The 22,265-nt window shown below is 61.4% G+C and carries 19 protein-coding genes and 1 tRNA gene; 6 read left to right on the forward strand and 14 right to left on the reverse strand.

What is annotated here, in order from left to right:
* The first annotated feature begins 186 nt into the window (after positions 1–186).
* The 3 genes from YP76_RS27060 to YP76_RS15990 all read left to right on the forward strand — a co-directional run bounded on the left by YP76_RS27060 (position 187) and on the right by YP76_RS15990 (position 2,638).
* A complete protein-coding gene (locus tag YP76_RS27060) occupies positions 187–369 on the forward strand; it encodes a helix-turn-helix domain-containing protein (protein WP_254911664.1) in 183 nt (60 codons plus the stop codon).
* 165 nt (positions 370–534) lie between these two features.
* Complete coding sequence (locus YP76_RS15985; RefSeq protein ID WP_046764605.1) at positions 535–1,440, forward strand: tyrosine-type recombinase/integrase; 906 nt, start codon at positions 535–537, stop codon at positions 1,438–1,440.
* Positions 1,441–1,444: 4 nt separating this feature from the next.
* Entirely contained in the window at positions 1,445–2,638 is a 1,194-nt protein-coding gene (locus YP76_RS15990) for an IS91 family transposase (protein ID WP_046764606.1), read from the forward strand.
* A 529-nt stretch (positions 2,639–3,167) separates the two neighbouring features.
* On the opposite strand, the gene YP76_RS16000 is transcribed toward YP76_RS15990, so the two are convergent.
* From YP76_RS16000 to YP76_RS16030, 7 genes are all read right to left on the reverse strand, one after another.
* Positions 3,168–5,270, reverse strand: a complete 2,103-nt coding sequence (locus YP76_RS16000; RefSeq protein ID WP_232307587.1) for a DEAD/DEAH box helicase — start codon at positions 5,268–5,270, stop codon at positions 3,168–3,170.
* Positions 5,271–5,349: 79 nt separating this feature from the next.
* Positions 5,350–6,654, reverse strand: a complete 1,305-nt coding sequence (locus tag YP76_RS16005) for an ATP-binding protein (protein WP_046764609.1) — start codon at positions 6,652–6,654, stop codon at positions 5,350–5,352.
* On the reverse strand, positions 6,651–10,007 hold the full coding sequence (locus YP76_RS16010; protein WP_232307588.1) for a TerB N-terminal domain-containing protein: 3,357 nt from the start codon (positions 10,005–10,007) through the stop codon (positions 6,651–6,653). The genes YP76_RS16005 and YP76_RS16010 overlap by 4 nt, the downstream gene beginning before the upstream one ends.
* A 490-nt stretch (positions 10,008–10,497) precedes the next feature.
* The gene (locus YP76_RS16015) at positions 10,498–11,244 is read right to left on the reverse strand and encodes a DUF2290 domain-containing protein (protein ID WP_052757462.1); all 747 of its coding nucleotides are present in this window, start codon (positions 11,242–11,244) and stop codon (positions 10,498–10,500) included.
* Positions 11,245–13,167 (reverse strand): DEAD/DEAH box helicase, encoded by a 1,923-nt coding sequence (locus tag YP76_RS16020; protein WP_232307589.1) that lies wholly within the window; start codon positions 13,165–13,167, stop codon positions 11,245–11,247. It lies immediately after the preceding gene.
* A gap of 520 nt (positions 13,168–13,687) precedes the next feature.
* Positions 13,688–14,524 carry an IS5 family transposase gene (locus YP76_RS16025; RefSeq protein ID WP_046764611.1) on the reverse strand — a complete coding sequence of 279 codons (837 nt, stop codon included), beginning with the start codon at positions 14,522–14,524 and terminating at the stop codon, positions 13,688–13,690.
* Positions 14,525–14,913: 389 nt separating this feature from the next.
* Positions 14,914–14,989 (reverse strand) — tRNA-Ala (locus YP76_RS16030).
* Positions 14,990–15,221: 232 nt separating this feature from the next.
* Here YP76_RS16030 and YP76_RS16035 point away from each other — a divergent pair.
* Positions 15,222–16,118, forward strand: a complete 897-nt coding sequence (locus YP76_RS16035) for a DUF2171 domain-containing protein (RefSeq protein WP_046764612.1) — start codon at positions 15,222–15,224, stop codon at positions 16,116–16,118.
* Between the two features lie 51 nt (positions 16,119–16,169).
* Here YP76_RS16035 and YP76_RS16040 read toward each other — a convergent pair whose 3' ends face one another.
* Positions 16,170–17,006, reverse strand: coding sequence for an HpcH/HpaI aldolase/citrate lyase family protein (locus YP76_RS16040; RefSeq protein WP_046764613.1), 837 nt, complete (start codon positions 17,004–17,006; stop codon positions 16,170–16,172).
* 97 nt (positions 17,007–17,103) lie between these two features.
* On the opposite strand from YP76_RS16040, the gene YP76_RS16045 reads away from it, so the two are divergent.
* Positions 17,104–17,442 carry a DMT family protein gene (locus tag YP76_RS16045; protein WP_046764614.1) on the forward strand — a complete coding sequence of 113 codons (339 nt, stop codon included), beginning with the start codon at positions 17,104–17,106 and terminating at the stop codon, positions 17,440–17,442.
* Between the two features lie 6 nt (positions 17,443–17,448).
* On the opposite strand, the gene queA is transcribed toward YP76_RS16045, so the two are convergent.
* From queA to YP76_RS16070, 5 genes are all read right to left on the reverse strand, one after another.
* Entirely contained in the window at positions 17,449–18,477 is a 1,029-nt protein-coding gene (gene queA, locus YP76_RS16050) for a tRNA preQ1(34) S-adenosylmethionine ribosyltransferase-isomerase QueA (protein WP_046764615.1), read from the reverse strand.
* A gap of 24 nt (positions 18,478–18,501) precedes the next feature.
* Positions 18,502–19,272, reverse strand: coding sequence for a peptidylprolyl isomerase (locus YP76_RS16055; RefSeq protein ID WP_046764616.1), 771 nt, complete (start codon positions 19,270–19,272; stop codon positions 18,502–18,504).
* 93 nt (positions 19,273–19,365) lie between these two features.
* Positions 19,366–19,875, reverse strand: a complete 510-nt coding sequence (gene coaD / locus YP76_RS16060; RefSeq protein WP_046764617.1) for a pantetheine-phosphate adenylyltransferase — start codon at positions 19,873–19,875, stop codon at positions 19,366–19,368.
* A 4-nt stretch (positions 19,876–19,879) separates the two neighbouring features.
* Complete coding sequence (locus YP76_RS16065) at positions 19,880–20,788, reverse strand: polyprenyl synthetase family protein (protein WP_046764618.1); 909 nt, start codon at positions 20,786–20,788, stop codon at positions 19,880–19,882.
* An 11-nt stretch (positions 20,789–20,799) separates the two neighbouring features.
* Positions 20,800–21,060 (reverse strand): exodeoxyribonuclease VII small subunit, encoded by a 261-nt coding sequence (locus YP76_RS16070; RefSeq protein WP_046764619.1) that lies wholly within the window; start codon positions 21,058–21,060, stop codon positions 20,800–20,802.
* A 191-nt stretch (positions 21,061–21,251) separates the two neighbouring features.
* Here YP76_RS16070 and YP76_RS16075 point away from each other — a divergent pair, with 191 nt between their 5' ends.
* Positions 21,252–21,632, forward strand: coding sequence for a hypothetical protein (locus YP76_RS16075; protein WP_046764620.1), 381 nt, complete (start codon positions 21,252–21,254; stop codon positions 21,630–21,632).
* A gap of 166 nt (positions 21,633–21,798) precedes the next feature.
* On the opposite strand, the gene YP76_RS16080 is transcribed toward YP76_RS16075, so the two are convergent.
* A complete protein-coding gene (locus tag YP76_RS16080; protein ID WP_046764621.1) occupies positions 21,799–22,227 on the reverse strand; it encodes a DUF805 domain-containing protein in 429 nt (142 codons plus the stop codon).
* Positions 22,228–22,265 lie beyond the last annotated feature (38 nt).

Here is a 22,265-nt window from a genome sequence, read left to right on the forward strand (position 1 = left end):
TCCAAACGAAGCAATTTGGGCATGAGATGCGCCGGTAACCAAGAGCCGGCGCTCTCGATGTCCAACCGGACCCGGTTTGGCGTCCGGTATCATTGAGCTAATTTCAGTCGCGCGGCTTTCAAGATGTTTCGCCAAAAAAAATGAGCAGGGAACGGACACTGCGCTGCCGAGGCGATCCAAGAGGAAATTGCCGATCTATTAGGGCTGACCGCTGTCCACGTCAACCGCATGCTCCACGAGCTTGAAGGCCGTTCGCTGCTTCGACGTACCGGCAGAGACTTCATGCTTGACCTGCCAGGGCTGGAGGCGATGAACATGATCGCATCGCGGACCTATGTACAAAAACCGCCATGGCTTCCTTCAGCTTAAGCATGAACCGCAATTGACTAAATGGCGGTGGCCCTCATCGACCCTTGCACGAACCCGCTCCGCGGGAGGGTCGCTTGGGGCGCGGTAGTGCGGTAAATATGGGCCTTTAGCGGGGCGAGGTTGCCCTCTGAGGTTGGAAGTTCCTTCAGCGAAGAGGAACTTACCATGACTGTCTCGATCAACACCGCCCCGATCAGCCCGCTGCGCCAGCGGATGCAGCACGACATGATGATGCGGGGTCTCGGTCCCCACACTCAGAAGGATTATGTCCGGCATGTGAAGCGCCTGGCCGCCTTCCTCGGCCGCCCTCCCGACACCGCGACGGAAGAAGACCTGCGCCGATTCCAGCTCATGCAGCACGAGAGTGGCGTCAGGCCGAGTACGATCAACAGCACGGTGTCGGCGCTCCGCTTCCTGTACACCGTCACGCTCAAGCGGCGGGATCTGTCACGGTCGCTGGTAATCACGCGCATCGTGCCCCGGCTGCCGGAAGTGCTGAGCGTCGAGGAGGCCGCGCGGTTGCTCCAGGCCGCACCGGGCATGAAGTACAAGGCGGCGCTGGGCGTGGCCTATGGCGCGGGCCTGCGCGTGTCGGAGGTCGCCCACCTCAAGGTCGACGATATCGACAGCACGCGCATGCTGATCCGCGTCGAACAGGGCAAGGGCGGCAAGGACCGCAATGCCATGCTCTCCCCGCAGTTGCTCGAACTGCTGCGGATGTGGTGGCGCGAAGGCAGGAAGCGTGGGGTGCTGATCCCGCATGGCTGGCTGTTCCCGGGCCAGACTGTCACTGACCCGATCTCGACCCGGCAGTTGCACCGCGCGGTTCAGGAGGCGGCCGAGGTGGCCGGCATCCGCAAACGCGTCAGCCCCCATACCCTGCGGCACTCGTTCGCCACGCACCTGCTCGAACAGGATGTCGATATCCGCGTGATCCAGGTCCTGTTGGGCCACAGCAAGCTCGAGACCACCGCGCTCTACACCAAGGTCTCCACCCGGACGATCCACGCCGTGTCAGGGCCGCTCGACCAACTCATGGCGCTGATGGAGGGCAAGACGCCCGCCGGCTGAGCCGGTGCGCCCCGACCTTGAGGTCGCCGACATCTTCCGGTCTGCCGGGCCGACGTACCGGGCCGCGCATGCAGGGCACCTCAGCCTGCACCAGCTCAAGGTGATGTCTGCGATCGAAAACTGTCGCACCGCGGCCCTGGGCGGTCATGTCGAAGCCTGCGAGGACTGTGGGCACTGGCGGATCGCGTTTAACAGCTGCCGAAACCGGCATTGCCCCAAATGTCAGGGCGCCGCCGCGCGCACCTGGCTGGCCGAGCGCGAAGCCGACCTGCTGCCGGTCGGTTACTTCCATGTCGTGTTCACGCTGCCGGCCGAGATCGCCGACATCGCCTGGCAGAACAAGGCGCTGCTCTACGACCTGCTGTTCAAAGCGGCTTCGGAGACGATGCTGACCATCGCCGCCGACCCCAGGCATCTGGGCGCCCGGATCGGCATCACCGCTGTGCTGCACACATGGGGATCGGCGATGACCCACCATCCCCATGTCCACATGATCGTGCCGGGTGGCGGCATCGCGCCCGATGGAAGCCGCTGGATCTCGTCGCGTCCGGCCTTCCTCCTGCCGGTGCGCGTGCTCGGGAAACTGTTCCGCCGCCTCTTCTTCACCCGGCTGAACGCCCTCCATGACGCAGGGCGGCTCGCCTTCTTCGGGACCATGACCGGCCTGGCCGACCGTCGAACCTTCCTGCGGCACCTGGCGCCGGTGCGGAAAAAACGCTGGGTCGTCTATGCCAAGCCGCCCTTTGCCGGGCCCGAGGCGGTGCTCGCCTATCTGTCGCGCTACACCCACCGCGTCGCCATCTCGAACCGGCGCCTGGTCGCGTTCGACGAAAACGGCGTCACCTTGCGCTACAAGGACTATCGCCGCGACGGCGCGGAACGCCACCGCATCATGACCCTCATCGCCGACGAGTTCATCCGTCGCTTCCTGCTCCACGTCCTGCCGCGCGGCTTCCACCGCATCCGGCATTACGGCCTGCTCGCTAGTGCATCGCGCAGGGACAATCTCGCGCTCGCCCGAAGGCTGCTGGCCGTCCCGTCAGAGCCAGAGGCGCCAATGCCTGAAACCCCGCTCGACACCTGCCCACCATGCCCGTGCTGTGGCGGGCGGATGATCGTCATCGAAACCTTCGCCCGCTGGGGTCAGCCACGGGCGCCGCCAAGGCCAACCCTGCCGATCCGGGAGCCCGTCTCATGACCCGGCATGATCAGCCTGTCGCTAAGGCCCCGCATGTCGCGCGGTGGTCAACCAAACGACATGCGCCCGGCGATGGCTGGGCCGGTGTCGGCTCTTGGCATCATCACGGCCATAGCAGCGAACACGCCTTTGGCGCATCCCAAACCCTGCCGTTCCGCCGCCCTCGCGCGTCCATCAGCGCGCATCTCCGGCCCAGCCGAACCAACCGAAAGCATAAATCCCCATAGGGCAACCTGCTGGAATCGCGGGTTCCTGCATGGGAGGCTTTCGTACGCAAGCGCCCGAAACCCTAAACCAAACCGGCCGCTGAGAGGCTGATCTTCGCTATCCAGGTCCTGACCGTCAGCTATTAAACGCAGGGGAGCCGACGGGTGCGGTACTCGCAAAAGCGCCATTCGGAAAGCTTAAAGCCTTTTCGATGAGCGACCAAACGGTGAAGGCAAGAACTCCTCGCCATCAATCGCAGCCCTGTTGGTCAACCATAAGCCCTTCGATACAGCGAGATAATTCAGCGCAGTATTCAATCCGCTTACTGTAACTCTTGAAGCAAAGACGATACCTCCGCCGAAAGATGCTCATGGCAGCGAGCCCAAAAATCGCGACGCAAAGCCTCTGGAATCAGTTCGTCATATTTTTCGACAGTGAGGTTGGTGACGAATTGTGCTAGCTCTGCAACCGGCGGGCATTTTTCCAGCACCGAAACCACGTCTCGCGCCTGATTGATGGAAGCATTGGTCAATGTGACTCCGACGTCGAATGTCTCGCATTCGAACCCTATCGAGGTGAGCAACACGGCAAACAGGCCGTTCACGTCCGACCCGCGCCACGTCATGACATGGGTTGCCGATCCGGCATCGAGGAAACGAGCCATGACCAGATCGGCATAGTATTGCCTGCCCTCAAGCAGCAGCCCTCGCGCGACCGGGTCGAGATATTCAGGCACGGCGCTATCTCTCAGCACCAGACGCATTTCATAGGCGAGCCGGTCGTGAATAGCCTCACTACCCACACGATCGAATTTCGGTATCTTGCCCGCCCGATGTGAGGCCACCTCGACCACCTTGGCCGGGTCGTCGACAGCAATCACGCGCCAGCGCCTTCCGGCAAAACCAACGATACTACCTATGGCCAGCAGATTTATGATTGGCAGCGTACCGAGCGTTCGTCCCTGATGGACAAGGCGCCATTCTTCGGGAGATTTGAAATTTGCGTAAAAGTCGCGGGCTGCGACGATCCGTTCGCCCATCGGCCCCAGCAGCAAGGTGCGGTCCTGCGCCTGTTCAAGCAGCGGCTCCTCCCCTTGCCCCATCCCATGTAGCAAGCTGGCGAAGTCTCGCTTGTTGACTGCTGAAAACGGCCCCGCGCCACAAAGAGCGGTATAAAGGCGCGCCGCGCTGCAGCCGCCCGCTTGGGTGATATGGGATAATAGCTGGTGCAGCAGCACAGAAAGAAGCGCGCCATTTGGACGCGGAGGCTCGACAAACCGTGCTCGAAGCAGATTCATCGCAGCGACGGCCTGAACGACAGGCAGATGCAGTCTATCGAGAGGATCCGCGTCCGCTGCCAGGAAAGGCTCGCGGACATAGTTTCTGAATATGGCGGATGCCCCCTCGCGCCGACCTGACCGGCCAAGGCGCTGGCGAAGTGAGGCAAGCGAGCGCGGCGCCCCAAGCTGGCCGACAGCGTGCACGGATCCGATGTCGATACCCAATTCGAGTGTCGTTGTGGCAACCGCCGTTGTGGGCAGGCGGCCAAGCTTCAGCCGCGCCTCAAGCTCCTCTCTGAGTTCCTTCGAAAGGCTGCCATGATGAGGGAAAAACTCGTTTGGAACCGAGCGCTCATCTGACAGCGTACGCAGACGATCGGCCAATTCTTCGACGTTGCCCCGCGAACCGGCGAAGAAGAGATTATTCTGACCGCGCAGGGCATCGAACGCATGTGCAGCGATATGGCTGAGCGCGGAACGCTCTGCCGGAAACTCTGCAGCTGACCGATCATCCGACTCTGGCGGATCTACATAGGCTCGAACCTGAAGCTTGATCGGCGCAGAGCTCCCTTCGACAGCGACAACATTTGGCGGCTGCCGGGCTGTCCCGCTCAACCACTCAGCCGCCTCTGCCAGATCGCCCAGAGTTGCAGACAGGCCAACCCTGCGCACCCTTGTCTCACTCAGAGCTTCCATCCGGTTAAGCAGGCTCCACAGGTGAAGACCGCGCGCGCCCTGAAGAAACGCATGAAGTTCGTCGATGATAATGGCGTCAAGCCGGCCGAAGAGGCTTTCAACCACGCCAGGCCGCCTCACCAGCATCGCCTCAATCGACTCAGGCGTTATGAGCACAACGCCCTTGGGATTGCGAAGGATCGCGGTTTTGGGCCCTGCCGGAGCGTCGCCGTGCCAGCGCACGATCGGCATCTCCAGCCTTTCGCCCAGTTCTGAAAGGCGGGCATATTGATCGTTTATGAGCGCCTTCAAGGGCGCCACGTAGAGTATTGCAACGCCAGCCTCTTGCCGGCCCGCCGCCTGGCTTAGCAGCGGGAGGAATGCCGCTTCGGTCTTTCCCGCAGCGGTCGATGCGGAAATAAGCAAATCCGCTCGGCTGTCGAAGAGCGCGCGGGCCGCCTTCTGTTGCACTTCCCGAAGGCGGGCCCATCCCTGTCCTCTGATCCAACGCCTGATCTCAGGATGGAACCGATCGTAGGCGTTCTGGGGCTCAGAGCGAGAAGGCAGAGAGTTCGTCATCGTCGCCGGCCTCTGCCAGGTCCTCCTCATTCAGATCATCATCAAGGGAGAGACCTCCAATGAGGTTTCGCCAGTCGAGAGATGGATTTTGCTCGAGAATGGCGAGAAACTGAACGAACGCCTTGATCGTGTTGCGCGGCGTGCGGAAATAAGCTTCCCCAATCCTGCGACTGCAATGATCCATGAATCCACTCAGCGCCTCGTCAGGAACGAGGTAGCGCTCAGGATCGCGAAGCGCAAAAACGGCGCGGATGTTGCCCAGCAGAATCAGGAAATCCTCGGGCGAGAGGTTCTGCAACCGAATGACCGGCCCGGACATATCGACAAGGCCCTGAGCCGCAAACTGGTTCTCTGCGAGGCGCGATTGTAAGGCCTCGTAACTGTATAGACCTCTCCGACTGTCCATCAGAAATTCGGGCGTGCCGCCGAAAATGAAGCCAAGCCCTTCGCTATTGCCCTGCAGCATGTCGTTGACCATTCGCAGGATCTGTTCGAAATTCTGATTGCGGGCTTGGGCGCTCTGAAGCTTGTAGATGTTCACCATCTCATCGAACACGACGACGAGCCCGGTATAGCCTGCAAGCCGCACGAAAATTGCCAGAAGCTTCAGGCTGTCATAAACATCCGCATCATCGATGATCGAGCGGACGCCGAGCGCCTGGCGAGCTTCCGTCTTGGTCGTATATTCCGCCCGCAGCCAACGCAGGGCAGCGGCCTTGAGAGGTTCATTTCCCTCCTCGCTTCCCCGCCAATAGGCTTTAAGGACATGAGCAAAGTCATGGCCGCCGACAAGTTCCTGGATCATCGCGAGCCGCTTGTCGATGACGCCCTCCACAGGAAGGCTCTCGGCATGCGCCTGCTTGACGCATTCACTGATGAAACGCTCGACGACGCTCGGCAATGCACCGCCATCCGCCTTGGTCCGGGTGGCCATGTTGCGAATAGCCTCGGCGTAGAGGCCTCTCGCCTGCCCGCCTGTGGCATGAACACGGCGATCAGGCGCGAGGTCGGCATGGATTGTGACGCAGCGACGTTCCAATGCAATCAGGCGTATGAGGCTCAGGAAGAATGTCTTGCCCGCGCCATATTCGCCGATGATGAAGCGGCAGGATGAGCCGCCTTCCACGATCCGATCGATGTCCTTGACCAGCGCTCCTACTTCGCGCGCGCGCCCAACCTGGATATGTTGAAGTCCGATGCGCGGAACGACGCCGGCCGCTAATGCCTGGACGATCGTGTCGCGCTCACGGGGCTTGATCGGCGGAAGTTGGGTCATGCGGCTTGACTCATTGACTGAATGGTTTGAACGAGATGCGGCTGGATCGAGACAAGGTCGTCATCCTCGATAGCAAGGTCATCGAAGATGTCGAAGGCCCAATCATTGATCGTTTCGATCGCTCCACCCGGGAGCAGCAGATTGTTGCGGCACAGTGCCTCGAAGGCATCCGCCTCAAGCGGCTCTTGCGCCAGTCCGTGAAGCACCCGGCCATGGGCGGCATCCAGACCGTCGAATAGCGGAGCTTCGCCGATGACGGCAACGATGGACGAGGCAGGCGCGACTTCGGGCTCCTCTTCACGGAATATACCGGCAAGCATGGCTGAAACGGATGCGGTCTCTTCCTGCAATCGCGCAAGCCGCTCGACATCAACGCTGCTGCCCGCGCTTCGACTTGGAGACTTACGCTCTGGCTGGGTCTGAGTACCGCCAGCATGCAGCCGTGTGTATACGTCGTCCTGCGGACGTCCAAGCGCCTTGTAGAGACTCTCCAGAAAGCGGACCTCCATCGGCGTCACCCTCTGATCGGCAAGGATAGCGTGAACCGCTGACGCAAGCGCGAGATCCTTCTCTTCTTCCGGCAGATCTAGGAGACGCTTCGTCGATGCGCGCAGCTTTGGCGGATTGGCAATCAGCGCGATACTGTGGGCAGCAAGGCGCTGGCGGTCCTGATCATCCAGTCCGGCGATCGCTGCAAGGTCGGTGACGATCGATTGCTGCTCGGCGTCGACCACGACAGAGTCCGCCATGGCCGCGAGGACCGCAATCTCGACCATGATCCGGGCGGATTTATAGGCCTGACGCCCCTCGACAGGCTGCGTGGCGACCGTGCGCGCGAACAGGCATATCGTCGTGTCTGGGGCAAAGGTAACGGCTGGTCCAAATCGTCGGTCAGGCTCATACCCGACTTCCATTGCGTCAAGTATGTCTGGCAAACGCCGCGCATAGAGGCTTCGTCGCTCCGACGACACCTGTCCGTCGGCGAGTAAGATCGAGAGCAGATCATCGTATTTGATCGACGCGAAACCTGCGCCGCTTGCACCGGACAGCAGTCGAACTCGCGCTTCCTCAAACGTGCCCCGTTCGGCTTCCCCCCGCGCGTCTTCCGGATGCAAGGCAGCAGCCAATAGGCCCCCTTCTTCTTCCGGTGACCTTCCGAGCAACCTGCTCAGCGGGTCAAGCGCCTGCGTGCACTCATCCAGCAGGCTCTGCAATTTGGAAATGGGACCGTTGATTGCGCCGATATCCGGAAGATCATCGAGTTGGACGTTCGCATTGAACTCCGCACTGGCGGACCGATAGCTGTGATGAAGCCGTGACTTTGACGAACGGACCTTGATGCCTTTGGGATAGGCGTTGGCGTAACGCGCATGCCACAGCGTTCGGAACGGCTCAAAGCAGCGCGTGATGGCCGTACGGGTTGAAAGATTGGGGTGAGCAAGCGCCCAGCAAAGCGCATCCTCTGCATCAATAGGCGTCCCATCCCGAACCTTCTTGCCGAGATGGACACGCAGCCCAATCGGGATTTCCCAACTATAGCGCGTTGACAGGCTGGCCTTGAGCGGCGGCGCCGGGCGATCGAACAGGATTTCAGCAGTTTCGATCAACGCGCGGGCATAGTTCTGAAAGCTCCCGTTTGACCCATAGACGGTCAAGAGGGCGTCGACTTCTGCCATGATTGCCGGCGCATCGTCGACGGACCGCTCATCGATGAGGCGTCGTTCGAGCCCATAGAAATAGAGGAAGATATAACCGATCGGCGTTGCCGGATTGCGCCTGCCGCTTGCCAGCCACTCGAGATAGGCGCGCCGCGCCTCAGGAGAAATGTCGTCGTAGCTTGGCCAATAGGAAAGCGAAGCCCCAAGACTGTCCGCCTGACGCCCTATGGCCATCGCCGGATTAACGAGGGCGCGATGCCCCTCCGAGCGCGTGGCTGCGCCGAAATAGAGCATTTCTACGCGAAGGGATATATCACCGACCGTGATATCTGTCGCATCGGCGATCCATCGCGCAGACGGAGTCGCCTTTCTCTCGCCTCGTACTTCTCCAGAGAACCCAGAGGCCTGACTTTGGTCACTACTGGATCGCGGGTTAAAGCGTCCAGCCAGCGAGGAAATGATCGCGGCAGGCCTCTTGGTATGTTCCAGCGTCCCGTTCAGCCGGGCCCGATAGCGAAGCGCCTGATCATGGGTCGTGAAGGAATAACCGCCATATTTGAAGCGGCCATCGGCCTGCGCAATGATACCATTTTCGTCTTCAAGACGCGCCAGCCTGACTGGTTCTTCCTCATCGGATGACCCAGAGGCGCCTGATGATTCAGGAACGACAGAGGCAATCCTGGCAGGAATATCGCTGGTTCGGGACATGCTTTCTGGTGGTTTCAGATCGGTCCGGTCACGCGCTTTGCCGGTCAACCTGTCCCTATATTTTAAGGCCTGATCGTAGTTCGAAAAGGCATAACCGCCGAATACAAAACGCCCGTTGGCATTTACGACTATTCCGTTTTCATCAGGGCTAACAGCTGCCGTCGGGTTTTCCGGTGATCGCGGGCGTGCGGTAAGCGGCGAAAGAGACGGCTTCTGCAAATCGAAGCGCTCAAGATCGGGCATGGGCGGAGCGATGACACGTAACGGTTCAGTGCGGGCGTTGCTGGGGCTACCGGCCGATCCTCGAACCTTTCGCTCGGCAAAACGGACCGCCTGATCGAATGTCGAGAAGGAATAGCCAAAGCAGGCAAAACGGCCATCCGGCCTGTTCTCAATAAGGCCCTGCATATCACCAGCCAGATCGGCCATATCCGGGCCCTTTCGAAGAGAAAGATCGTGGCCATCATTTGGAAACGCCGACGAAATGGCAACGTGCTGCACATCATTCTTGCCGGAATCTCCCGCTCCCTCCGTAGCGGCTGAATCGGTCACGGATACCGGCCGCTTCCTGTCATGCTTCTTGTCATCGCTCGACGGCACAAGCCCGTAGCGGTTCTCACCCTTCTCGCCCGGCAGCAGCATAAGAAGCATGGAAAATGCGTAGAGAAGCAGTGCGAAACTGTTGCCAAACCCCATCATCGCATAGGCCGCCACATTGATGAGAACCCACCGTCCACTGCGGCCCTGATCGTGCAGCCGACGAACCTGAACGGCAAACCACGGTGTCGCGCTGGCGAACCACCAAATGATATAGGCAAATACCCAGCCCGGCGGCGCCGAGGGAGCACCATTCCCCACCTGTGGTTTGGAACCCGCGATCAAGAGAGTGGTGAGAACCAGAAAGATGATGGCGGAGAGACCGGCAAATGACCAGAATTCTCCCAGGCTGGCGCGCCCACGAAAGTCGCGATAGCGCCGCAAGGCCATAAACATCATAGGCATCTTTTGGCGCAACGCATTGAATCAATTCCCCCTGCGGGTAAGTTTGTCCTCCAATCATGATTTGTTCAAGCGTTTCAGAGAGTGTACGTCGAGTAAAATTATTTGCTACCCGCGCGACGTTACAGGGTGTCTGTGGTCAATCGAACATCCATTGCTTGTTTACCGTATCCGAGAATGTGGCTCTCTCGCCCACCAGACGGTAACCTCCCTCAGCTCCATGCTGCACGAGTAGCAGCGCCCCTCTCCGGTCGTTCAACAGCCAATTATGCGCTCCCAGGTGCAGACGGTCTGTTATCCCGGCAGGTGTCGAGCAAAATGCGTCATTTGGCTTGGTCATGAACGGCAGGTCCAGCCAGAGCCTGCTATGCCCTCAGCACGAAGCCGCTTGGCAGCAATGTGCCGCAATATTACGGTCACGCGTTATCAGGGTCGCGCATTCGCGCGACACCGGCGAATTGTGCGGGATGAGGAAGCGTCAGCGTGCGCCGACTTGCTGGCTCGCCAGCGCGGTGAAATGAAATGTGAGGCGTTCACTGTCGCCGAAGAAGTTCGAGACGCCGTCTCCCCTGATCGATGCGATCAGCCGCTCGTCGAGGCAGGCGGCGATAGCCGCCTCCATGTCCTGCTCCGGCTTCGGCTGAGAGAAGCGCGATCCCGGCCACCAGACGTCGGGATAATAAAATTTCGTCATTAGCATCGCAAAGCTGAGTGGCGACATCTGTCGGCCGGAACACCAACGATCCTCGCCCGACATGCCGATGTGGAAATGCGCGCCGGGATGCCGGACCTGACGGTACTGGCGCTCGCTATACTCGAACCGGATGCGCGGTATGAAAGTGCGGACCGGCATGCAAGCAGCCAGCTCATCAAACTCGTCCGCGCTCAGTTCGCCATTGTCGCGCTCACGCTCGAGTTCGCGAAATTGCGCTTGAGCCGACGCCGAACCGCTCAGCCTTGGATTGGGATAATAAGCCAGTGCAAATTCGGTTTCGCCCGCATAAGAAAACTGGAAATAGGCGAAATCGCGCAGCAGCACATTGTAATGGGAAAGCGACAGGCCCGCCTCGTAGATTTCAACATAATCATCCGACGTCAGGCTGATCTTGTTGAATTGTTCCGAACGGGGCAGGCTCGTTTCGTAGATGGTCGAGACCCAGAGGTCGGAGCTCGTGAAGAAGGCGATGGCGTTCCGGATGCCGGCGTTGAAGTCGTTCAGCTTCATTCACTCCTCCGTGAAGAGGCTTGCGATATCATCGTCGGACAGGCTGAGTTCGTCCTTCATACGGTCCATGCGGCGCCTAGCTTCTATGATTCGGGCATGCTTCTCCTCGAGACCTCGCTGAATTGTGTTAAGATTGGTCATGTCTGGCATTGTGAACTCGATCCGCGGTGATTTCGCCCGGGCTTTGGCGACTTCCGCCTCGAGTGCGGCGAATGTCCGGCTGCGCACGCCGAAAATTCGCAGCCATCCCTTGGTGCGGGTGAACGCCACGAACAGCTTGTTGCGCCCGGTCCTTGTCTCGAGGACTGCGGCGTCGGCTCCGAGCACGATCACGACCGCCGCCTCATTTCCCTTCGCGCGGTAGACCGTGCTGAGTGTGACCTTGCCGTCCAGCCGAAACGGCGGCTCGCTATAGGGATCATTGATGATATTGTTGCAGGGAATGTCACAGGCCGCGAGCGTCTTAGACAGCGCTGAGAAATAGCTGCGGGCGGCCTTGTCGTCGAGCGACACCACCAGGATCTCGTGGGGGTGAAGGCCGCCATCGATAAACCGCTGGATCTCATGTGCTGCCATTTCGACCTCGCTGCCGAAATCGTCCGCCGCGCGAATGTCGATGAGACCGACGTCCGCTGGTGTCGCCAGCGTACTGGGGCTGTTGACGAGCGGACGCTCAACCACGTTCACGCTGCCTGTCGTGAACGGGCCCGCGATCACGTCATAACCGACGTCCTCCCAATGCTTCGCATTTTCTAGCATCTGCACCGGGGCCTTATAGACGCCGAATCCCATGGCATGGGCGAGGACCAGGATCTCGCGCTGATTCCGATAAGCGCGTTGCAGGACGAAGTCATTCGTATCGGTTCCCGGCGGCAGGCTTCTGGCGAGCGATATCCGCGGCGCGCCATCCCTGTCGTCGCCGAAAAGTTGTTCGGGTTCGCGGACCTTGACGTCGAACACGTTCTGGAGCTCGTCATAGGCCCAAATGATCTGCTTCTGGTCGCGCGGCCCCTTCGCGAGGAAGAAGCACATCTGATAGAAGCTGTCCGGGAAATCCTGTCCTTCGTCGACGAGAATGACATCGTAGAACGGTGCTGGCGGGTGCGCCTCGACCAGTTCGCGGCACACGCTGCCGAAGGGATCGCGCTTGGTTTTCACGTCCCCGAAATTCCGGAAGGCGATGCCTTCGCGGATGCACGTATCCCGATAGACGCCGGGCACGTTTGAGCGTCCCCAGCTATGGCGGACGTGAACATTCTCCCAATTGGGATCGACTTCGGCGAAATGCCGGTGGAAGCGCGTGATCAGCCGTTCTATGATATCGCGCAGGCTGCGCGTATAATAGGTGATCAGGATCTTGGCGTTTGGGTTCTCGATGTGGGCCAAGGCGGCCTTCATAGCGAGAATGACCGTCTTGCCGGTTCCAGCAAGGCCGCGGATACGCTGTGGCCCCTGAATGCCGGTCAGCGCGACTGACCGCTGGCTGGCGTCGAAATTGTAGATGATTGCCTCCAGGTCGCGATACGCGCGCGCGATCGGATGAAGCTCGTCATCATCATCGGCGTCGGCCAGTTGGCCTAAGGCCTTCGCCCCTTCGATGATCGCCTGGACCTCGTCGCGCTGAGCCGGATCAAGACTCTGATCCGACGTCTTGAGCAATCGGAAGAGTTCGGACTCGCTGTCCGCAAACTCGACCTCCCCATCATCGATCCGGGGCCCGTCGAGATTTGGTGCGTACACGATCGGGATCACTTCGAAGATGAGCTTGCGACGGCGTTTGAGCAGAAGGCTTTTGCTCATCAGCGCTTCGGTAGTGGCAGCCGCCTGTAGGATGCTCTGCGCGTCCCGCCTCACTTCGCCCGCATTGGTCGAAAGCGATATTTTGACAAGCTTTATGCCATAATCGTCGCCGAATGCGGTCAAGTCCGAGCTGTGTGTGCGTCCATCATAATCGCGGACTTGGGGCCACCCCGTATATAGGATCACGTTGGCACTGGCTGGATATACATTGCCGCTGCGCAGAGATTTCACGATATCGTTGGATTTGCCGCCATTCTGCTGGCCGATAGTAGGAATGAAAGTGATTGCCATTCAGCCGGATCCGTGATGCCTCGTTGTCAGTGACCTTAGGATGGCGCCCTGCCATCAGCAAGCATCTTGAGACTAGCCATGAGGCCAGTAATTTCGCCAAACCTCAGCGTTCGTAGATCGACAGCGATGCGTTTTTGCTGTGCACTCGGAATTGACCAATCAACTCTTGCGATCGCCTGCTCCGTCATGCCGCGAAGCGTTCCAGGAAACTCACGTCGACTTTGTCGATCTGACCCTACCGCAACGATCAACGCAATTACGCTTCCAACCGAGAAACGTCGGCTCCTGACTGTAGCTGCCGCTCGAAATATCGCTCCGGAATGGCAGTTTTCTCTAAGAGTCGGATTCGAAACTATTTGGCGGTCTGACAAGCCCTTGCGGCACGGCGGATGAATGCTTGCACTGACGCTGCGAAGAGCCAGGCAGTAGCGGAGGCGATGGTCTGCTCAAAGTCTTTGGCCAGTCGGCGATTACGGTTGAGCCAGGCAATGGTGCGTTCAACCACCCATCGACGCGGTAAGACTTCAAAGCCCTTGGCGGCGTCCGATCGCTTGATGATCGCGATTGTCCATTTGCCGAGCGGCTGCAATGCGTCTTTGAGTTTCTGGCCCGCATAGCCGCCGTCGGCGAAGACATGTCGTAGCCAGGGGAAGCGCTTGATGACCCCGCCGAGAACCATTGGCGCGCCGTCTCGGTCCTGGATATCAGCAGTGTGAATGACGGCATGGACCAGATTGCCTTCGGTATCGGTCAGGATATGGCGCTTTCGTCCCTTGATCTTCTTGCCTGCATCATAACCACTGGGACCGCCCGCTTCTGTGGTTTTCACGCTCTGGCTGTCGACCACCCCAGCACTGGGCGAAGCTTCACGACCTTGAGCCTCTCGGACCAGCATAAGCAATCCATGGTTGATTGCCTGCCAGAGCCCATTGTCGCGCCAGAGGTAGAACCACCGCCGCACTGTCGAGACCGGGGGGAAACACGGCGGCAACATCCGCCACGGCAAACCGCCGCGTAGCAAATAGAAAATCGCTTCAACAATCCGGCGCATCTTCCACTTGCGTGGCCGCCCGGTCGGCGCGCGAGGAGGGAGAAGAGGCTCGAACAGCGCCCACTCGGCGTCGGTTAAATCTGTTGGCAAAGACAGCCCGCTTCGCGCATGTAGCGCGCGAGTGGTATCGGTCCACATCGTTGATCCTTGGTAGTTTCGCAAAAACCCCTGAATCAGCGACAGGCCCAGCCGTCAAGCTAACCTGCTGATACCACTCAACTTAGTTTCGGATCGGACACTTAGATTCCCAAAATGCTGACACCTGAGGAGCGTTCAATGCGCCCCCTTCCAAAAATTTTTTGAGGCCAGAGAAGGACACCGGAGACCGCGCTTGGCACATTCCCGATTCGGACGCCCATAACTCCTCAGATCAAGGATACTGCCCACGCTGTGCGGCTCACATTGCGATGTGCGAAACGTTCCGCAGGTATCGCAAATGCTCGGGTGAGTTTCAGAAAGCTCAAATTAGGCCCCAACTTAGGCCCGCCCCCAGAAGGGGAAAATTATCTAATGATTTCAAATGGAAATGGTGGAGCCGAGGGGGATCGAACCCCTGACCTCGTCATTGCGAACGACGCGCTCTCCCAGCTGAGCTACGGCCCCAAAGGAGCGCTGCCTATAAGCGAGCGATTGCGCCCATGCAACGGTCTTTTTACGCAAAAGACGCGCCGCCTTTCTGATCTGGATCAAGAGCCTGCCCGGTTCCATCGCCCTGCCGGGGCAAAGGCGGGACGTTTCCCCTGCGTAACGCCCGGAACGATGCCCTCCAACACTCATTGGTGCGGTGACGGCGCCATGATGGGATGCCGTAGGACAGCAGATAAGGAGATGGAAAATGGGTTACCAAGGCGGACGTCGCTATGGTGACAGCGACCGTAATTGGGATCGAGGCTGGGCCGGCCGGAACCGCGATTCGGACCGCTACCGCTATGGTACGCGTGGCCAGTTCGGCGGTCCGGGCTACCGGCAGCCGCCCGAGGATTATGATCCGGATGAGCGCGGCTTCTTCGACCGCGCGGGCGATGAAGTGCGGAGCTGGTTCGGTGATGAGGAAGCCGAGCGGCGGCGCGAATATGACGAATATTATAACCGGCCCTATGGCGATCCGCGCGACCAGAGCAGCAGGATCGGCTATGCGTCGGCCTCCAACAGCAGCCGCTACCTCCCCAATCGCGGCTATTCGCCCTATAGCGGCGAACGCAGCGGCTATGGCAGCGAGGATCATGGCTATCGCGTCCGCGCCTTCGGCCCCGATCATGATTATGGCGAGCATCACGACGCCAACTATCATGCGTGGCGCCAGCAGCGGATCAACGAACTGGACCGCGATTATGCGGAATATCAGAACGAGAACCGTCAACGTTTCAACAATGAGTTCGGCACCTGGCGCAGCCGCCGCAACGAGCAGCGGTCGGCGGTCCAGACCGTGCGCGAGCACATGGAAGTGGTCGGCAGCGACGGTGAGCATGTCGGCACGGTCGACAAGCTGCGCGGGGACCGTATCATCCTGACCAAAGGCGACCAGGATGCCGGCGGCATCCATCATTCGGTCCCGTCATCCTGGATCCGGTCGGTCGACGCCCAGAAAGTGACGCTGGAAAAGACCGCCGAGGAAACCCAGGCCGCCTGGCGCACCGAACACGAGCAACAGGCCCTGTTCGGGTCGCGCGACGAGGGCGATTATGCCGATCGCTATCGCAGCACCGCTTCGGAAAAGGGCCGCTATCGCTAAGCCTCCCCCTGATTCAGGCGAAAGGCCTGGCCGCAAGGCCGGGCTTTTTCCTTATCCGGCGGCCGCCAGTACCCGCTGCGCCTGGACAAGATGCGGCCGGTCGATCATCTTTCCGTCCAGCTTCAGCACCCCCGCGCCAGGATTGGCCGCGAACGCATCGATCACCGCCCTTGCCCGCTCCACTTCCGCCTCGCTGGGGGTGAAGCCCTCGTTGATCGCGGCAACCTGCACCGGATGGATCGCCATCATGCCGGTGAAACCGTCGCGCCGTGCCCGCCCGACATAGGCCTTGAGATCATCCATCGCCTCGATCCGGGGGAAGACCGTATCGATCGCCGGGACGCCTGCGGCGTGGGCGGCGAACAGCGTCAGGCTGCGCGCCATTTCGAAGGGCGCGGTATAGCGGCCATCCTCTTCGCGCGATGTCGAAGCGCCGATCGCCGCGGGGAGGTCCTCTGCCCCCCAGGTCAGGCCGACCAACCTGTCCCCGACCTGCCTGAAACTCCCCAGCTCGAAAATCGCGGACGGCGTTTCGGTCGCGATCGGCAGGATCGGCGGCACATGGACCCCATCGGCCAGCCCGATCAGCGCCTGGATGCTGGCCGCACCTTCCGCCTTGGGCAGCATGATGCCGTCAGGCTCGGCCGGAAGCGCGGCGGCCAGGTCGGCGCGGGCCTGATCGCCGTCCAGCGGATTGACCCGGACGAAGGTCGCACAATCGCGCGGGCCGGTCAGCCATTCCGCGATCGCGTCCCGCCCGAAGGGCTTGCGCTCCGGCGCGACCGAATCCTCCAGATCCAGGATGATGGCATCGGCGCCGCTGGCAGCCGCCTTGGCAAAGCGCTCCGGACGATCGGCGGGGACGAACAGCAGCGAACGGAGCTTCATGCAGGACCTCTCTTTGAGCGACGATTTCGTCCGGCTCCCTTGCGCTCGCCGGCGCGGCAATGCAACAGCCCCCTGTCCACGCATCCAGAGGCCGTTCATGCCGACCATCCTGCTCCTCACCATTTCCAATCTGTTCATGACCACCGCTTGGTACTGGCATCTGAAGGGCGGGATGAACAAACCACTGTTCGCGGTCATCCTGATCAGCTGGGGGATCGCCTTCGTCGAATATTGCTTCGCCGTGCCCGCCAATCGCATCGGTTTCGCCAGCGGCTGGAGCGCGGGTCAGCTCAAGATCGCGCAGGAGGCGATCGCGCTGCTGATCTTCGGCGGCTTCATGGTGACGGTGCTGGGCGAACCGCTGCACTGGCGCCACCTCGCCGCCTTCTTGTGCATCATGGCGGCGGTGGGTTTCCTGTTCGTCGGGCGCAGCTGAAACCGGTCAGGGCAACAGCAGTGAGGAATCCCCATAGCTGTAGAAGCGATAGCCTTCCGCGATCGCATGGGCATAGACCGCCTGCATCCGCTCCCACCCCATCAGGGCACTGACCAGCATGAACAGGGTCGACCTCGGCAGGTGGAAATTGGTCATCAGGCCATCCACCGCCCGGAACCGATAGCCTGGCGTGATGAAAATCCGTGTCTCGTCGGCGAAGGGCCTGACGATGCCGTCTTCCCCCACGGCGCTTTCCAGCAGGCGCAGGCTGGTGGTGCCGACGGCGATCAGCCGCCCTCCCGCCTTTCGCGCCGCGTTGAGGCGATCCGCCGTCGCCTGGTCGATCCGGCCCCATTCGGCATGCATCCGGTGGTCGTCGGTGTCATCGGCCTTGACCGGCAGGAACGTGCCCGCCCCCACATGCAGGGTCAGGGTTTCCGTCTTCACCCCCGCCGCCTCCAGTGCCACCATCAGCTCGGGCGTGAAATGCAGCGCCGCGGTGGGCGCCGCGACCGCACCGTCCTCCCGCGCAAACATGGTCTGATAATCGCTGCGGTCGCGCTCGTCCGTGGGGCGCTTGCTGGCGATATAGGGCGGCAACGGCATGCGGCCCGCCCGCTCCAGCAGCACTTCGACCGGCTCCTCGCCCTCGAAGCTCAGCGTGACGCCGCCATCCTCGTCGCGCGGGCCGGCAAGGGCGGCGACGCCCGCGCCGAAATCGATCCGGTCGCCATCGCGAACCCGCTTGGCGTTGCGCAGGAAGGCCTGCCACTGGCGCAGGCCCAGCCGCTTGTGCAGCGTCGCGCCGATCTTCGCCTGACCGCGCATGCCCTCCAACTGGGCCGGGATCACCCTGGTATCGTTGAACACCAGCACATCGCCGGCGCGCAGCAGGCCCGGCAGGTCCCGCACGATACGGTCCCCGAAGGGCGCTTCGCCAGCCACCAGCAGCAAACGCGCCGAATCGCGCGGCGAAGCGGGCCGGAGCGCGATGCTCTCAGGCGGCAGATTGAAATCGAACAGGTCTACGCGCATGGCTTCTGCCCCCGCTGGGGCGCCTTATTTCTTCTTGGTCGCGACCGGCTTCTTCGCGGGCACGGGCTTCTTCGCGGGCAGCGGCGCGATGATCGAAGGCGCTGGCGCGGGCGGCGTCGGCAGCGCGGTCACGGGCGGCTTGCCGTCGCTTTCGATCGACGCCTGAAGGATCAGCGTCGGGTCGGCGGGCGGCTCGCCCTGGTGGATCGCGTCGACATATTGGATGCCATCGATCACCCGGCCGAAGACGGTATATTTCTTGTCGAGCTGCATACGCGGCAGCAGGACGATGAAGAACTGGCTGTTCGCGCTGTCCTCGCTCTGGGCACGCGCCATGGACACGGTGCCGCGCAGATGCGGCATCGGATTGAACTCCGCCTTCAGGTCGGGAAGCGTCGAACCGCCAGTGCCATCGCCCTTGGGATCGCCGCCCTGCGCCATGAAGCCAGGGATGACGCGATGGAATTTGAGGCCGTTGTAGAAGCCCTGGCGCGTCAGTTCCTTGATCCGCTCGACATGGGTGGGCGCGATGTCGGGCCGCAACTGGATGCGTACGCGGCCGCCGCTCGACAGGTCGAGATCCCAGATATTCTGGGGGTCCGCCGGCACGGTCGCGGGCGGCAGCTTGGAGCCAGGGTCGAGGCCGAGCTGCTTGGCCGTCTGCTCCGCGCGGACGGCAGCCTCCTCCTTCTTCGCTTCCTCGGCATTGCGTCCGCCCTGGGCCAGGGCCGCGCCGTTCGATGCATAGAGGGCGAAACCGATCGCCACGGTCTTGAGCGCCGACGTGAACCGCATGAATGAAGCTTTCCTATATTTGCCCAGGTGCGAATGTGCCCCTGATAGCGTCCTCTTGGCGATTGGCAACTGAACGAAGGCTGAGTCGAGCCTTTACTGGCCCTTGCGACCCAGGTTCGCCACCCGTGCCTCCACCTCGTCGCGGACCGCAGGGCTGACGAATTTGTGGATCGGCCCGCCGTAAAGCGCGATTTCCTTGACCAGGCGGGAAGCGATGGGTTGGAGCGAGACGTCCGCCATCAGGAAGACCGTCTCGACCCGGCCGTTGATCTGCTGGTTCATCCCCGCCATCTGATATTCATATTCGAAGTCCGCGACGGCGCGCAGGCCCCGGATGATGACGCTTGCCCCCTGCGATTCGGCAAAGTCCATCAGCAGCGAATTGAAGCCGGTGACGACGATTTCCGCATCGATCCCCGCGCATTCGCGACGCACCATGTCCAGCCGCTCCTCGTCGGAGAACATCGGCGACTTGGAAATATTGGTCGTGACGCCGATCACCAGCTTATCGACCAGCTTCGCACCCCGCCGGATGATGTCCATATGACCCAGGGTGATCGGATCGAACGTGCCGGGATAAACCCCCACCCTCTGCTTGCTCATGCCCCTAGCGATCCCTTTCCACGATATAATCCGCGATGGCGCGCAGCAGATCGGCCTCCGGACCGTGCCCATGCAGATGCGCCTTGGCCTGCTCGACGAGCAGGCGTCCCTGTTCCCGCGCACGCTCCACCCCGAGGAGCGAGACGAAGGTTTCCTTGCCCGCCGCCGCGTCCTTGCCCAACGCCTTGCCGGCAAGACCGGCGTCCCCCACCACATCGAGCAGGTCGTCGGCGATCTGGAAGGCAAGGCCGATGTCGCGTGCATAGCCGTGCAGGCGGGTACGCGCCTCCGGCGGGATGCGCGCCATGATCGCGGCGGCATCGACGCAGAAGGCGATGAGCGCGCCGGTCTTCATTTGCTGGAGCCGGGTGACGGTAGGCAGGTCGAAGCTCGCCTTCTCCGCTTCCAGGTCCATCATCTGACCGCCCGCCATGCCGCTGGTGCCGCTGGCGATGGCGAGCGCCTTCACCAGTTCGACGCGGACGAAGGGATCGGGATGGGTTTCCTCGTCCGCCAGCACTTCGAAGGCCAGATCGTGCAGGCAGTCGCCCGCCAGGATCGCCGTCGCCTCGTCGAACGCCTTGTGAACGGTCGGCTTGCCCCTGCGCAAGTCATCATCGTCCATCGCCGGCAGATCGTCATGCACCAGCGAATAGACATGGATGCATTCCACCGCGATACCGACGCGGAGCGCCGAATCCCGCGAAATATTGAAGAGGTCGCTCGCCGCCTGGACCAGCAGCGGGCGCAGCCGCTTGCCACCATCCATGGCCGCATGGCGCATCGCCTCGTAAAGGCGTCTGCGCGGATCGTCGGGGACGGCCAGCAAGGAGTCGAACAAACGGTCGACCTCGACCGCGACGGCAGCGGCGCGGCTGGCGACCAGGGACGAGGCGGAGGCAGCTCCGCTCATGCCGGCGGCTTTCAGTCCGTACCGAAGGGTTGAGCGCCCGTCACCGCGCCACTGGCATCGACGGTCAGCTTGGCGATGCGCGCTTCGGCCGCCTGGAGCCGTTCCATGCAGCGCTTCCGCAACTCTTCGCCCTGCGCATAAAGCGAAATGGATTCGTCGAGCGGCACGTCGCCGCTTTCCAGCCGCCGGACGATCGATTCGAGCGCGCGCAGCGCATCCTCGAACGACATTTGCGACGGATCGCCCTGCTGCATCATGCTGTCTTGCGCCATGTCCCTGCATTGGCGGCCCCCGCCCGCCCGGTCAAGCCCGCAGTCAAGCTCACTGGCAAGTTCGCCGGGGCGGTTGCGGCCGATTCCGGGGCGCGGTCATGAAAATGTCATGACGTCAGGCCAGTGGCTAGCGGACTTATGGCAGTTTTGCGTTGACGCTTGGCATGGCTAATGCACATAGAAGGACCGCTATGAAATATCATCTCCCCCTCATCTCCGTAGCGGCGCTCAGCCTGCTGTCGGCCTGCAACAAGAATGACGAACCCGAAGTCGTGGGCGGCCCCGCCGATCCCATGGCTGAAAAGCTGGCCAATGCCGCGCCGGTCGAGCTGCCGCCGATGGTGAAGGAAAGCCATCAGTATCGCTGCAAGGACAACAGCCTGATCTTCGTCGACTTCATGAGCGACGACAAGACCGTGCAACTGCGCACCGAGAAGAACGGCGCGCCGACCAAGCTGACCGCCGCCGAGGCCGGCAAGCCCTATGAAGCCGAAGGCTACAAGGTCGAGGGTTCGGGCAAGCAGATCACCGCCACCCTGCCGGGCAAGAGCGCGGTCAGCTGCAAGGGCTGATCCCTTTCATTTTCCTGCAAGTTCGGGCCGGCCCTCCTGAGCGGAGGCCGGCCCTTTTTCTTGCCTGAGAGCGCGCCGCGTTCAATATGACGCAGGCCGCGCGCTCCAAATTTGTGTTGTCGCATCGTTTCGCGCCAAACCGGTTCCCACTTTCGCGCACGATGCTCTAACGCAATTCCGGTTCCCCGACCTCGACCGGATCGGGACCGAAGCGATTGGCTCCCCGCGTACCGCTCATGATCAGGAAGATGAGCAGGACGATGCTGCCGATGAAGGGAAAGACGACGATCAGCAGCCACCAGCCGGTCCGATCCGTATCATGCAGCCGCCGGACAGACACTGCCAGTTGGGGAATCAGCATCGCCAGCGCGAACAGCCCGGTCAGCGGCCCGCCGCGCGTGCTGTAACCCGCGCTGGCCCACCAGGGGCCGCGCTGGAACCAGCGATCGGTCGTGGTGAGACCAAGCATGGTTTCGACCAGCGACAGGATGAAGAAGCCGAGGAGCAGGAACAGGACGAACATCCAATATTCCTTCGGCCGCGCCCGGCCCGAAAATCGGGCGTAGCGGCGTAGCGGCAACAGCATCCATTCCATGCAGACCTCCTTTTTGGCCTTCCGAGGCAGACAGGCTA

Origin of the sequence: Sphingobium chungbukense (genome assembly GCF_001005725.1) — a bacterium.
Taxonomy (GTDB): Bacteria; Pseudomonadota; Alphaproteobacteria; order Sphingomonadales; family Sphingomonadaceae; genus Sphingobium; species Sphingobium chungbukense.